We start from the raw sequence: 13941 nt of genomic DNA on the forward strand, positions 1-13941 counted from the left end.
TTTATTCAACAAATGAGTTTTACAAAAGATACAAAATGTTAAACTGGGGTACAGAAACGATTCAAAGAATAACCCGCCACATCTGAAAATTTCCAATTTGGGCGGGTATTTTTTATTATGTTTTGTCTTGTAGTATTCTATATAAAGCAGATCTTGAAACATTGGTAATTTCACAAATATGGTCAAAAAAGGACAAACTCTCCAAGGGGAGAAGTCTGTCCAAAGGCAGATATATCTTATCAATGAACTCTTTGGTTTAACAGCATAACGTTCAATACCGCTAGGAATCTTTTACCCTTCTTTCATATCCCACTATTTTTGCAACAAAACCTAAAAAACGGCACCCTTTCTCATTTATATTATTAAGAAAGAATAACGCCTTTTTTTAAAATTCTTAAGTTGATGGGCATGCGGCTGTACCCCAACATTCGTTAGAATAGAAAAGAGGCATCTTTCCGAAGCAGGAGAGATGCCCTATTTTACAACAATTGAAATTCAAGATGAAATTTTTTTCTACCAGAATCTTATAATTTAATTTAGTCTCTGTAATTTAAATTTTTGATTATTACTAGCTGTAAATGGATATACTATAACATTTGTTCCATCTTTAGTACCAGAACCAGTTACATCTAAATACCTAGAGTTTTTCTTATTTTTTAAATAAAAATATCCATTTCCTGCATCTTCAACTATCCAATAATGCTCTTCATAGTATTGGTTAGGTGTAGCAAAAACATTGTTAGAACCTTGATAGTCATTCCAAGCTAATATTAAATTTTCATTTGTTCCACTTTTAATTTGATAGGCCTTTTTATTTGAATCATATACTAACTTCCATTTTTGATGATTACCGCCGTTATTGCTCCATAAGGTAACATTATTCGTTGATCGATTCATATCTATAACGCTACTATTATTTAACGCAGAAAATAGTTGATAGGTACCATTCAAATTAGCTCCAGGAATGTTTTCTCCTACTTCTTTATATATGACATAATCCATTCCATTGACCGTTGCAATTACCGCATATTGGTCTTTTAAGTTTAATGGAAGCCGGTCAATCCACATGCTTGCATTTGGTCCTCCGCTCCACATATTATGAGTAGTCCGTTTTGTTAAATTCATAACTTTATAGGACGCATTTGGTGCATTTGCTCCCGTTTTTATTTCAAATGTATAGGCATTGTGTATCGGTTTGTAGAAATATTGAACACTTGACGGACGAAGTCGATCCATAAGATCTTGCTCTTCTTTCTCCGCAATTTTCACCGATTCATATAATTTATCAGCATAATTCTTAAGATCTTGCCAGCTATCTTTTGCTGTATTAAGATCTGCTTTTATAAAAGTAAATTCTTCTGGGGTAATAAATGTGATATTTTTTACTAAATTATTATATTTTGCTGCTACAGTATCCCAACTATTAGACATTTTCTGTATAGAAGTAATAGCTGTGTCAATTGTTTCCGCCATATTCGTAGTCTTATTTTTTGCATCAGTTATAATAGCTATTTCTGCTTGTGCCCCAGAAATTTGTGCTTTTAAAATTTCTATTTCTCGCTCAGCAGATGCAATATTACTTTTTGCTGTTGCAATCAGCGGTCCACCAATGATACACGTTATTAACGTCGCGCAAAGTACTGAACCTGCAATAATTTGATCATTGCTTTTTTTAATAGACTCATTATACCCATTAATTCGCTGTTCTAAATATGGAATACCTGCAGTTGTACTAGCTAAAATAGTCGTTAATTGATTTGTATCTTGTTTAAAGTTTTGCGTATCTGCTGTCATTTTATTTCGGAATGTTTTCAGCTGTTCCAATAGCTCGTTAACTTCACTTTTATTAGTCAATATACTTTGATACAATTTTTCGAGCTCAGTTTTCAATTTTTCAGTATCTTTTTGATCTATTGCAGCTAGTAAAATACTATAGTGTGTTTGAAATGTATCATTATAATTTACAATGTTTTGATTCGTATTCATAATACGTGGTTTAAGATTATCTAACCAATAGGTCGCGTTTTTTTTTGCATCGTCCTGGTGCTTCAACATATTTGCTCGTAAATAACTATTAAGAGAACTTATACCACTAAGGTCTGTCTCTTGTTGATTACGTATTGTTTTGGCATATGAATCCATAACAAGTACATTAGACATTGCTGGTGCTAGTACATCTTGAAAGCCCTCAGGACCAAGTGAATAATTATGAATGGTTTCTTGCGATATAGTTGTATGGACTTTTTGTTCTGACGCGAAAGAATGAAGTGGTACTACATTACTTGTTGCCATTCCAGCAATCATCATTGATAATAAGAATTTCTTGTACAATTTCTTATTCATATTATCCCACCTACGCTTTTTGAGAATTCGTATCTTTTAGTGAGCATTGAGGAAGTTCCCTGCTCAAGTTTGAACAGGGAACCCTTATCACATAAAATCAATTGATTATTTTATATCTACTAATTTAATATCAGTTTCATAAAGATTTGCAGCAGTATCTCTAACTTCTTTCCAACTATCTTTAGCCACATCGAGATCTTCTTTTATGAAAAATAGATCGTTAGGGTCCATAACTGCAATATTTTTAAGTAAAGATTTATATTTTGATCCAACTACATCCCATTTGGTTGAAAGATTTTGTAGTGCAGTAATTGCTATATCAATAGTCTCTGTTAAGGATTCAGTTTGCTCTTTTAGATTGGTTAAACCAGCTACTTCTAATTGGGCCTGGGTTATTTGTCCTGTTATATTCATAATCTCTTCCTGAGCCTTATCCATCTCTTGCTTTGCTATAACAATTCCCGCTATACCACCTGCTGTTGCTCCTAAACCACCTACAATGAACACCACTCCTAGTTTAGCTCCTAAACCAGTACCAATTAGAACTGCTCCGCCTATAATAGCAAGTGGGCCTAAAGCCGTTGCAACTGCTGAGGCAATAAGCAGTTTATTATATTCAGCAATTGTAGCATGATACGTTGTGAGTTGATTTTGCAACAGCGGAATTCCAGCATCTTGACTTGCTAAAATAGACGTTATTTGAGTTGCATCTTGTTTAAAGTTTTGCGTATCTGTTGCCATTTTCTTTCGGAATTCTCGCAGTTCTCCTAATAATTCGTCCACTTCCGCCTTATTTGCTACAACATCATTATTTAGCCTTGTAAGTCCATTTGATAATGTTTCCTTGTCCTTATTGTTTACAGCTGTTATTAACGTATCATAGTAATTTTGAAATTTAGTATTATAATTAATAATATTTTGATTCGTTGAAATCATTTGCGGTTTAAGTTTATCTAACCATTGCCCTGCATTTATTCTGGCAATATTTTGATCATTAATTATTTTCGTTCGTAAAGATGTATCAATTGAATTGAGCCCATTGAAATCAGCATTTGCTTGTTTAATGATTGTTAAAGCATAAAGGTCCATTACTAAAGCATTTGACCCTGTATTTGTTATTGCCTCTTTAAGACCCTCTGGTCCTAATGAATAATCCGGGTAATCACCCGTTGTACCTGTTTTAGCGTGAATAGGAGTTGATTTTGCCGTGCTTTCCGCTGCAGAAGCATATGTTGGCATGATACTACCTGCTGCCATTACCGTTATTAATGCGGATAAAGCCATTACTTTATAAGGCTTTTTTGTCATTTTTGTCTTCTCCTTTAACTTTCAGTATAATCATATTTCACTCTTTGCTTAAACTTAATTTATTGTTACATTTGAAATGAAATTTTCAAACTTTTTTGTTTGCAAATACAGTTCATCACTGAATTCTTTGAGCTGAATTAATTGATTTTGCAATCCAACACTATCCATGTGTGCCCCTGCACTCAGATTGAGTTGGATTTGGATCATTGTATCATTTAGCGCTTTCCAATCATTCATCAAATATTCAAAAGTAGTAATTTGCCTCTTAATCATCTCAGTAAACCCATTCATTTGATCCTCAATAAAAGTCATTTCAGTCACTTGAATTTGGGTTTCTGCTAACTGCTGAATTAGTGGTAGTAATTCTTTTTGTTTCTGCTCAATGATCCTAGCAGAAGCAGCTGTTTGGCTGTCGAAAAGATCTAAAATTCCACCACCAAGAGATGAAATAGAGATAAAATCTATAGTTTGAGTCTGAGCTGCTCCGCCCGCAATCGTAAAGACTTGCTTCCCAATATTTATAACGCCGTTACGAACTTCATTTGGTCTATTTAAAATTTTTGCGAGTTCTACCAGTATCTCTTCTTGAAGTCTTTTAATATCAGTTCTTAGCTGTGTAACAGTTCCATCTGACCCCTCTAAGGATTGAATTGCTATTTTTGCTTTTTCAGAAAACCCTTTGTTATCTTGAAGCAATAAATCATTAAAACGATTTAGCTGCAATAAGGTTTGGTTCATACTATCTTGGATAGTTTGTACGTCCTGTTGTAGTCTATTAAAAGCATTTACAAAACTCACTTTTGTTTCCGCATCTGTATTTACCGTTCCCGCTAAATCATATAATGTACCATAATAACCATTGAATCTTGTACTAAAACGCTGCATATCTTGATTTAAATCAACTAACTTAGGATTATATTCATCTAACCATTCGCGAACATGATTTTTTACAAATTCTTGGTGATTCGTTAAACTGCTCATACCAGTCCCTTTAATGGTTGGTTGCTGTAAAATAATTAATCCATATGCTTGTGCTAAAGGTGATTGTGAACCTAACGTTCTAATCGAATGTGATAATGTATTCGTATTTTTGACATTTTGTACATATGTTGACTCTGATTTAGACTGCACCTGCTCCGCGTAAACACTTACATAGTTGGAAGGACTTGCTAATATTGCTGTAACCATTAATCCTGTAACTAAAGTTTTTTTCACTTGAACTCCTCCTTTTCTTATTTTTTAAAGAGAGATTCTAGATTAAGTCTGTTACAATTACTATTTTTATAAAGGAAATAGCAATAGATATTGACTAGATTCTTTCTTATTCTCCTTTTTCGGGGGATGGAAAAAGATACCCCCTATTAGAATATATAAAAGTCGGAAAATACTCAATTTTATGATTAATTATCCACTATAAGATAATAGTGACTAGTTTTTTTATGTTTTGTTATATATATGCCATTTGAAATATATATTTTTTTTGGGGTAATGTCATATTTATAATAAAAAGATATATATGAATTAAGAAATCCATCGTTAATTGTCATAAATTCTATAATGATTTTGAATGTGCTTATCTTTCCAAAATGTAAAAATAAATACTCTTAAATTATGTTGGGGAATAAAATTTAACCTGTGACCGATTTTTACACGTATCTAAGCTTGTACCCCATGCCATATTGGGAAAATTGTACAATTTGGACACATTTTAAGCGTTTTCTGTACATTAATTGACATCTGTCCAGAAAATCTAGAGTTTTGGAACAAATAATAAAATGCGTACTTTTTTATCTTTGTTCGGCAATCGGTCCTTTTGTGGAATAGGAGTTTATAGGAAAATTTTTATAATTTTATTTTTTGTTATTTTTAAAATTATTAACTTAATATTTTGTAAATTTTATAATTTGGTTGATTGACCAAACAATAGAGGTGAAATATGAGTAAGGAAGATAAGAGACAACGTATAATTGATGCTTCTTACAAGGTATTCGCAAGTAAGGGTTATACAAATGCTTCAATTAAAGATATTGCAAAAGAAGCTGACATAACACCTGGACTTATTCACTATTATTTTAAAAATAAAGAAGAACTGTTATTTTCCGTTCAGAACCAGGTTCAAGAGCGATATCATAACAAGCATGAAGGGAAAGATGAAAAATATTTATCTCCATTGGAGACTTTACAGGAGATAAAATCAAGGGCAGAAAAAGATCCTGAATGGTACCGTTGGCGTTATGAAATATATTCTTTAGGCTTAAAAAATGAGGACCTTCAAAAAGAAGTAGCTTCTATTCTAAGAAATGGAAGAGAAAGTTTATCTAAACCGTTGCAGAACCTTATTGGTGGGCCTGAAGATGCTGAAGAAATGGCCAGTATTTTATTAGCTTGCTTTGATGGTCTAGCACTGCAGAAAATCGTGGATAAAGATTTTAATATAGACAGAGCGTATTATCTGTTAATGAATCTTTTAGAAATCTATTTGAATGAATAGATTTCTTTTACATATAATTGGTTGGTCATCCAACTAAGTTGTGGTAATTTACAAAACTAAATATGAAAAAAGGTGAGCTAAATGAAAAAAGTGCTTCTATCTTTATTGTTGTTTACAATGTTGGTTACCCCTTTATCCGCAAACGCAGTAAGTAATAATCAAACGGAACTCATAAAAGAGTTTATGGATAAAGCCATCGAAGAATATAAAATTCCTGGTGTTTCATTAGCCGTTATTCGGGATGGAGAACTATTTTTTCAAGAGAGTTGGGGGATTCAGAGTGATCGTACACCCGTAACAAAAGATACATTGTTTACATTAGGCTCTGTCAGTAAACCTTTAACCAGTCTTGCCATTATGAAGTTAGTTGAGCAAAAGGATATCGAACTTGATCAGGCGATTGATACCTATATACCATCATTTAAATATAATAGAAATGGTTTTGAAAATAAAATTACAATTCGCCATCTACTAACCCATACAAGTGGTATTAGTTCTTACGAGGGCTTAAAAATAGCAGAACTTAAATTAAGAGGGAAAAATGCCATTAATCATGCAGTTCAAAAGCTTAATAACGTAGAGCTCAACCATGAACCAGGTGACGTGCATCGATATAGCGCTGCCAACTATTTGCTTTTAGGAAAGGTTATTGAAAATGTGACAAATCAATCTTTTTCTGAGTTTATGAATGATGAAATATACTCCAAGCTAGGTATGAATCAGACTGTCTCAAATTTTAAAAATGCCTCTGAATTAGGATATCAACCAGGGTTTCAATCTTGGTTCGGAAAGCCAATAAAAAGTGAGAATCTATTTGATGATAGTGGGGCTCCATATGGATATATTTCTTCCACAGCTAATGATATAACGAAATACATACAATTCTTGTTAGAGGGTGGAGACTTATTATCTGATCATTATTTTTTGCACCTGTTTTTAAAGAAAGAATTTGGGGTGGGACACATTTAACTTCTTTTGGATATGAGATTCCATCAAATCAAACTGGAGAGTGTTGGGCTTTTGCAGCGCATCAACATGGACAAAGTATTGTTAAGAATGGAAAATATAGAGGGTTATCTTTAAGGGAGTTGTGGGAAGAACATCGAGATTTGTTTGGTAATGTTGAGGGAGATCGTTTCCCTCTTCTTACAAAAATTTTGGATGCCAATCAAGATTTATCTGTTCAAGTTCATCCCAACGATGAGTATGCCAGCGTACATGAAAATGGAGAACCAGGAAAAACAGAATGCTGGTATGTAATCGATTCCATTAAAGATGCAGAAATTATATATGGACATCATGCGAAAACAAAAGAAGAATTAATGTCTATGATTGAACAGAAAGAGTGGAACCAACTGTTACATCGTGTGAAGGTGAAACCTGGAGATTTCTTCTATGTGCCGAGTGGAACTGTCCATGCAATTGGAAAAGGGATTTTAGTATTAGAAACACAACAAAACTCTGATACAACCTATAGATTGTATGATTATGATAGAAGAGATTCTGATGGGAATTTACGTGATCTGCATCTTGAAAGGAGCATTGATGTAATAGAAGCTCCATTTATATCGAATCAGTTAACGGTTAAACATGAAAAAGTAGGTGATTTGAGTATAACTAACTTTATTAAATGTCCGTATTTTTCAGTGGAAAAATGGGAGTTAGATGGATCAGCTAGTTTGGAACAGCAAAAAGCTTTCCTTCTTGTTAGTGTAATAAAGGGGAAAGGTGAGCTAATTAAGGAAGATAAGCATTATTTCTTTAAAAAAGGAGACCACTTTATAATACCGAATTATTTTGGAGAATATGATTTGGTAGGTAACACTATATGTATTGCTTCAAGTATATAAAACTATTTATCTTTATATAGATATTATAGGTTTTTTATTTAAACACAAATTAATTAGAACTTGATTAAAAGGGGCTAATTAATTTGTGTGAAGTATATTGATTTTTTACTTGTTATTCCTGTTAGAAATAGCCGATAATGAAATTTTTTTGTTTGTAATACATATAAAATTCCTTTAAGAGGTCCGAAAACTAATAAAATAATTAGGATTATATATAATGGAGCTTTCCACACTAGGAGTAACATATTACTCGCATTCATATCGAAATGGAACACCGAAAATATTAAAATTCTAATAACAAAAGTGTTGTAAATCAATACAATAATCCAAGTAAATAGCTGATAAAAAGCTGTTTCAATAGCAATTATACGAAGTTCTTTTCCTTTAAATATGAAATAAAAAATAAACGATACATAAAGAATTGTAATGCCATATAAAATGAGAATGGTGAAGGATAATAAAGTAATAGTATGCATCATTAATTTTAGTTTTTTCTCTCGGTATAAGTTAAATCATATTCCACCTATATGCAGATTTGGTTCATTTAAAGATAACTCATTGTAAAATGCAAACCACCATGATTAAAATGAGCGATTAAGGAGCTACCCTTCTAGAAATAGCAATTTAATCATGAGAAAGCATGAAGAAGCTTTCCAACAATTTTAATCCTTTCCTCTAAATTTTCAGGATCTCCTTTCAAGATACAGGTTATATCGAACTGTAAGAGGAAATCAAGTTGAAATTTTGTTATATACCGGGCTTTTTATGCTTTTTAAAATTTTCCACCACAATAATCTTCAATAATAAAGCGTCAGGACACGTGTATAATAAAAAAATTAACATAATAGTTTATAAAAATTATTGCATAAATCATAAAATTCGGTGTATAAATATAAAGTGTTATACAGATTTTTATATCTGTGATTTTGGAATGTTATGATATCAAAAAGTGAAGTAATAGGTTTTATCAATACTTGACAAGTTCAAAAATTGTGGATATGCTTTAACACGAAACGAACAAAAAATTTAAAATATTAATAACCTGTTAGGTGAGGCTCCTATACAAACACAGGCTATTGCCCAAAAATATCGAAAGATGCCAATGGGTAGAACAGGAATTGTCGGATTAAGGCTCTTCTTAAGATAGCTAAGTGATGAATGATTCATCCTTTACGTTGTATAGTGCCAAAACTCAACTAGGGGGAATGAGCTTTATTTAGCTATGTCTTTTTTAAATCTACCTCCTTTAGTTGAATCACTAGGGGAGGTTTTTTATATACAAAATTTTATTTGTAATAAGTCTCTTATAAAAGGGGGGAAAACTAATGATTGATGATATTGATCCCATATTTATTAAGAAATATGTTTTCCCTGAAGTGGGAAATGATAACAAGTACCATTGTCCTTAAGGAGGATTTACGATGAAAAAATGTTTAAAACAATTATTAACGACAAAAGACATACACTTAGTACATGAGCTTATAAAAAACCAATCCTATGATATTGCAATGGAAATGAAAGGTTTTCAACATAAAGATCAGATATCTTTAATAAAATGTTTTCCTACTGAAAAAGGTGCGAAAATTCTCAGTTACCTTACACCAGAAGAGCAATATAATATTTGTACCAATTTGCCTGTGGATAAAGGAGAAGAGCTATTAGCTAGGCAATCTATTGATGACCTTGTTGATGTAATTCTTTCAATTCATCCACTTCAGGCTGAAAAACTTATACAACTTTTGTCTGAAGAATCTCAACAAAGAATTAGAAGTCTGCTGGTTTTTCAATCTGGAACAGCAGGCAGTTTGATGACAATTGACTATATTGCTGCCAGGGAAAATTGGAAAGTAAAAGATACGCTGTCGCATATTAGAAAAATTGGGGCAGGGGTTGAATCAATTTCGTATATTTATGTTCTGGATACACGTGGTCAGCTTAATGGAATTGTTTCTATTCGTGAATTATTGCTAGCTTCAGATGATAAGACTTTATCATCGATAATGGCATCAGATGTTATTTCAGTTTCAGTGAACCTAGACCAACAGGAAGCCGTACAAAAACTAATGGATTATGATTTATCCGCTATACCTGTAACAACGATGGATAATCGGATGATAGGTATTATAACCTTCGATGATGCAATGGATGTTTTCGAAGAAGAAGCAACTGAAGATATTCAAAAATTAGGAGGGAGCACCCCATTAGATAAGCCATATTTCGAAACCTCTATTTGGCAAATATACCGTAAACGTATAGGATGGTTATTACTTCTGTTTGTAGCAGAAGCATATACTGGTTCTGTACTTCGACATTATGAAGAAACATTGACTCATGTAGTTGCACTGGCTTTCTTTATTCCGTTGCTAATTGGAACTGGTGGAAATACAGGTACACAGGTCGTAACTACATTGGTTCGAGCTGTAGCTCTAAATGAGGTGAAATTTAAAGATATATTTCGTGTTATGAAAAAAGAAGCATTAGTAGGCCTTTTACTAGGGCTTACATTAGCCGTGGCAGCATTAATTCGTGCGTACACTTTAGGCGTAGGTACAGAAGTCGCGCAAGTTGTAGCTATTACTGGATTGTTCATTGTTATTTGGTCGTCCATTGTTTCATCTGTATTACCTTTGATTTTAAATAAGTTAAAGCTGGATCCAGCTGTTATCTCAGGTCCGTTCATTACGACATTAGTCGATGGAACGGGGTTAATTCTGTACTTTACCATTGCAAAAATGTTACTAGGGTTATAAGAAATTTATATTAAGTTTTTTATACCTAAGTTCGTTCCCGCAAAGTTTGTAGACAAACTCGTTGGAAGTATAGAGAAAGAGAGAATAGAAGTGAAAAAAGTATTCAAGTTACTGGAATATCCGTTGGTGTTTTCGCTTATCATTACAATTGTATTTGGAATTTTGATGATGTATAGTGCTAGCGCAATTGTTGCAGTTAAAAATTATGGCTATAGTAGTTTTTTGTTGCTAATAAGAGGGAACTTATAAATAAAAATTACTATTTATGGTGAGAATAATACTATTTAAGTGCTATTGAACTTCTAGAAATGATTGAAAATTCAGAGTTATTATAAAGTGTAGTTTTAAAATTATTTTTTAAAAACAGGGGGATTCTATTTATTTGGATAGGAGGTAAATTTGTTGAGATCTAATAAAAAATATTTTTATAAACAGGAAGTATTGAGCAAAAATTATAATATGCTAATTGAAATTGCAAAAAGTGATGTTGAATCAACGTTAGATTTTTTTAAAACAACGTCTCAAGGGCTGTCTCACGAGGAAGCTACTATGAGGCTTGAAGTGTATGGAGAAAATAAAGTAGTTTCTCAAAAAAGAATAAAATGGTATATAACATTATTTAATTCTTTTAGAAGTCCGTTTATTTCTCTTCTAATTATATTAGGGATGTTATCTTTTTTTACCAATGATATAAAAGGTACTATTATTGTGGGAATCATGGTGACGTTAAGCGTGTTAATTCGGTTCATACAAGAAATTCGTTCTCAGAAGTCTATAGAAAGATTAAAAAATCTTGTATATGAAAAGGTAACTGTTCTCAGGAAAGGAAATATTCCTTATAAAGAAAATAAGAGAACTTTATTGGAGGAAAGTGGAAAGGTACAAATTGGTCTTGAGAATCTTGTACCAGGGGATATTATAGAATTATCTGCTGGAAATATTGTGCCTGCAGATGTACGGATTATCTCATCAGAAAATTTACTTGTAAATCAATCATCTCTAACAGGAGAAGCATTGCCCGTTGAAAAATCAAATCAGTATTTCCATATGTATAAAAAACGTAAAATTAGAAAAATCCAAAATCTAATTGAATTAGAAAATCTCTGTTTTATGGGAACTCATATTATAAGTGGTACAGCAAGAGTAATAGTTGTAGGTACTGGAACAGATACTTACTTTGGTTCAATAGCAAAGAATCAGGTTAAGCTGAACAAGAAATTTGATTCTAAATTCGATAGAGGGGTAAGCAAAGTTAGTTGGCTATTAATTAAATTTATGATCATCATGACTCCTATTGTCATGATAATCCATGGGGGTATTAATGGGAATTGGTATGAGGCTTTTTTATTTGCAATTGCTATTGCAATTGGACTCACTCCAGAAATGCTTCCAATGATTGTAACAGCTAATTTAGCTAAAGGCTCTATTAATATGAGTAAAAAAAGGGTACTTGTAAAACAACTATCTTCTATTCATAATCTTGGAGCTATGGATATTCTATGTACCGACAAAACAGGCACGTTGACAGAAAATAAGATGGACCTGGTACGCCATACAGATACAAATGGAGAGAATTCGGATGAGGTTTTAAGATTAGCGTATATAAATAGTTACTTCCATACAAATTATAAAAATGAAATTGATTTATCAGTTATACGTTATGTAAAAGATAGTAGTAAATATGATCTGTCTCAATACTCCAAAATAGATGAATGTCTATTTGATTTTGATAGAAGAAGAGTTTCAGTTGTTATAGAAAAAAATGCTAACGAACGAATAATGCTTTGTAAAGGTGCAGTTAGAGAAGTTGTATCAATTTGTAGTTTTATAAAAGAAAATAATAAGATAATTCCTATTACAGATGAAATCCAGCGTAGAAATAAACACCTAATTGAACTCTGGCAAGAGCAGGGGATGCGAGTTGTTGCAGTTGCATATAAGCAATTAAATAGTGATAAAGTGGGAAGTTATTCTATAAATGATGAATCAGATATGATACTCGTTGGATATGTAGGTTTTTTAAATCCACCCAAACAATCGGCCATCGCTGCACTTCATACTCTACAAAAGAAAGGAGTACAAGTAAAAATTTTAACAGGTGATAACGAGTCCGTCACAAGAAATGTATGTAGGAAAATGGGGTTGTATATAGGAGAACCAGTACTGGGTTATGAAATTGATAGTCTTCCTGATAAGGTATTAGGAAAACTTGCAAGTAAAACAAGTGTGTTCGCAAAATTAAATCCTAGTCAAAAATTCCGTATTATAAAGGCACTTCAAATAAATGGTCATACAGTCGGGTTTATGGGGGATGGAATTAACGATGTGTTTGCCTTAAAACAGTCTGACGTTGGTGTATCTATCCATTCAGCAGATGATATTGTTAAAGAGAGTTCAGATATTATACTTATAGAAAAAGACTTACATGTTTTAGAAGATGCTATAGTGGAAGGACGGACAACGTTTGGAAATATACTGAAGTATATTAAGATGACAGCAAGTTCAAATTTTGGAAATGTATTAAGTTTATTAATTGCTAGTGCATTTCTTCCTTTTCTTCCAATGCTACCAATTCAAATATTATGTCAAAACTTACTATATAATCTATCCCAACTTTCAATTCCGTGGGATAAAGTAGACAATGAATTTTTAGTAAAACCAAGAAGTTGGGATACAAAAGATTTATTTCGTTTTATTATTTTTATTGGGCCGGTAAGTAGTGTTTTTGATATAATCATTTTTATCGTAATGTGGAATGTATTTGGTGCAAATATTCCTGAGATGCAATCCTTATTTCAAACGGGTTGGTTCGTAGTAGGGTTATTAACACAATTATTAATTGTGCATATGATTCGTACTCAACATATCCCTTTCCTACAAAGTACGGCTGCTAGGCCAGTTTTGATACTTACAGGCTTAGTTATGTTTATAGGGATTTCCCTTCCATTTACCAGTTTAAGTACTCAAATTGGTTTAACTCCACTTCCATTTTATTATTTTCTGTGGTTATTGGGAATTTTAACAATATATGCTCTAGTTACTCAATTTATAAAGAGAATATACATTAGGAAGTTTAATCGGTGGCTATGAAACTAAAAAAGTCAATCAAAAACAAGTGCTACTAAATACTACATCTTTTATGGAAAAAGAGTTAAAGGTTAATTCTAATAGGGGTCACCATACACATCCTTAAGTTGAT

At 32.4% G+C, this 13941-nt stretch carries 9 protein-coding genes, 2 pseudogenes and 1 riboswitch; of the genes and pseudogenes, 6 read left to right on the forward strand and 5 right to left on the reverse strand.

Annotation, left to right across the window (positions count from 1 at the left end):
- Positions 1-178 precede the first annotated feature (178 nt).
- Positions 179-268, forward strand: a pseudogene (locus ABH961_RS25495) (IS6 family transposase); the annotation flags it as partial.
- Between the two features lie 263 nt (positions 269-531).
- Here ABH961_RS25495 and ABH961_RS25500 read toward each other — a convergent pair.
- The 4 genes and pseudogenes from ABH961_RS25500 to nheA all read right to left on the reverse strand — a co-directional run bounded on the left by ABH961_RS25500 (position 532) and on the right by nheA (position 4866).
- Positions 532-1236 carry an RICIN domain-containing protein gene (locus tag ABH961_RS25500; RefSeq protein WP_404520346.1) on the reverse strand — a complete coding sequence of 235 codons (705 nt, stop codon included), beginning with the start codon at positions 1234-1236 and terminating at the stop codon, positions 532-534.
- A gap of 30 nt (positions 1237-1266) precedes the next feature.
- Positions 1267-2343: pseudogene (gene nheC / locus ABH961_RS25505) on the reverse strand (non-hemolytic enterotoxin subunit C); the annotation flags it as partial.
- Between the two features lie 105 nt (positions 2344-2448).
- Positions 2449-3651 (reverse strand): non-hemolytic enterotoxin subunit B, encoded by a 1203-nt coding sequence (gene nheB, locus ABH961_RS25510; RefSeq protein ID WP_404520257.1) that lies wholly within the window; start codon positions 3649-3651, stop codon positions 2449-2451.
- A 54-nt stretch (positions 3652-3705) separates the two neighbouring features.
- Positions 3706-4866 carry a non-hemolytic enterotoxin subunit A gene (nheA, locus tag ABH961_RS25515; protein WP_404520258.1) on the reverse strand — a complete coding sequence of 387 codons (1161 nt, stop codon included), beginning with the start codon at positions 4864-4866 and terminating at the stop codon, positions 3706-3708.
- A 721-nt stretch (positions 4867-5587) separates the two neighbouring features.
- Between nheA and ABH961_RS25520 the strand changes: the two genes are divergently transcribed.
- The 3 genes from ABH961_RS25520 to manA all read left to right on the forward strand — a co-directional run bounded on the left by ABH961_RS25520 (position 5588) and on the right by manA (position 7992).
- Positions 5588-6142: a TetR/AcrR family transcriptional regulator gene (locus ABH961_RS25520; protein ID WP_353830721.1), complete on the forward strand. Its 555-nt coding sequence runs from the start codon at positions 5588-5590 to the stop codon at positions 6140-6142.
- 81 nt (positions 6143-6223) lie between these two features.
- Positions 6224-7111 (forward strand): serine hydrolase domain-containing protein, encoded by an 888-nt coding sequence (locus ABH961_RS25525; RefSeq protein ID WP_404520260.1) that lies wholly within the window; start codon positions 6224-6226, stop codon positions 7109-7111.
- The gene (manA, locus tag ABH961_RS25530; protein WP_404520347.1) at positions 7090-7992 is read left to right on the forward strand and encodes a mannose-6-phosphate isomerase, class I; all 903 of its coding nucleotides are present in this window, start codon (positions 7090-7092) and stop codon (positions 7990-7992) included. Before ABH961_RS25525 ends, manA begins: the two co-directional genes overlap by 22 nt.
- Before the next feature lie 74 nt (positions 7993-8066).
- On the opposite strand, the gene ABH961_RS25535 is transcribed toward manA, so the two are convergent.
- Positions 8067-8471 (reverse strand): hypothetical protein, encoded by a 405-nt coding sequence (locus ABH961_RS25535; RefSeq protein ID WP_404520261.1) that lies wholly within the window; start codon positions 8469-8471, stop codon positions 8067-8069.
- A gap of 555 nt (positions 8472-9026) precedes the next feature.
- A riboswitch (M-box (ykoK) riboswitch) is annotated at positions 9027-9203 on the forward strand.
- Positions 9204-9413: 210 nt separating this feature from the next.
- On the opposite strand from ABH961_RS25535, the gene mgtE reads away from it, so the two are divergent.
- Complete coding sequence (gene mgtE, locus ABH961_RS25540) at positions 9414-10742, forward strand: magnesium transporter (protein WP_000710590.1); 1329 nt, start codon at positions 9414-9416, stop codon at positions 10740-10742.
- A gap of 399 nt (positions 10743-11141) precedes the next feature.
- The gene (gene mgtA / locus ABH961_RS25545; RefSeq protein ID WP_404520264.1) at positions 11142-13832 is read left to right on the forward strand and encodes a magnesium-translocating P-type ATPase; all 2691 of its coding nucleotides are present in this window, start codon (positions 11142-11144) and stop codon (positions 13830-13832) included.
- The last annotated feature ends 109 nt before the right edge of the window (positions 13833-13941 follow it).

The sequence above is a fragment of the Bacillus sp. RC251 genome (genome assembly GCF_044908765.1).
GTDB classification, from domain to species: Bacteria; Bacillota; Bacilli; order Bacillales; family Bacillaceae_G; genus Bacillus_A; species Bacillus_A wiedmannii.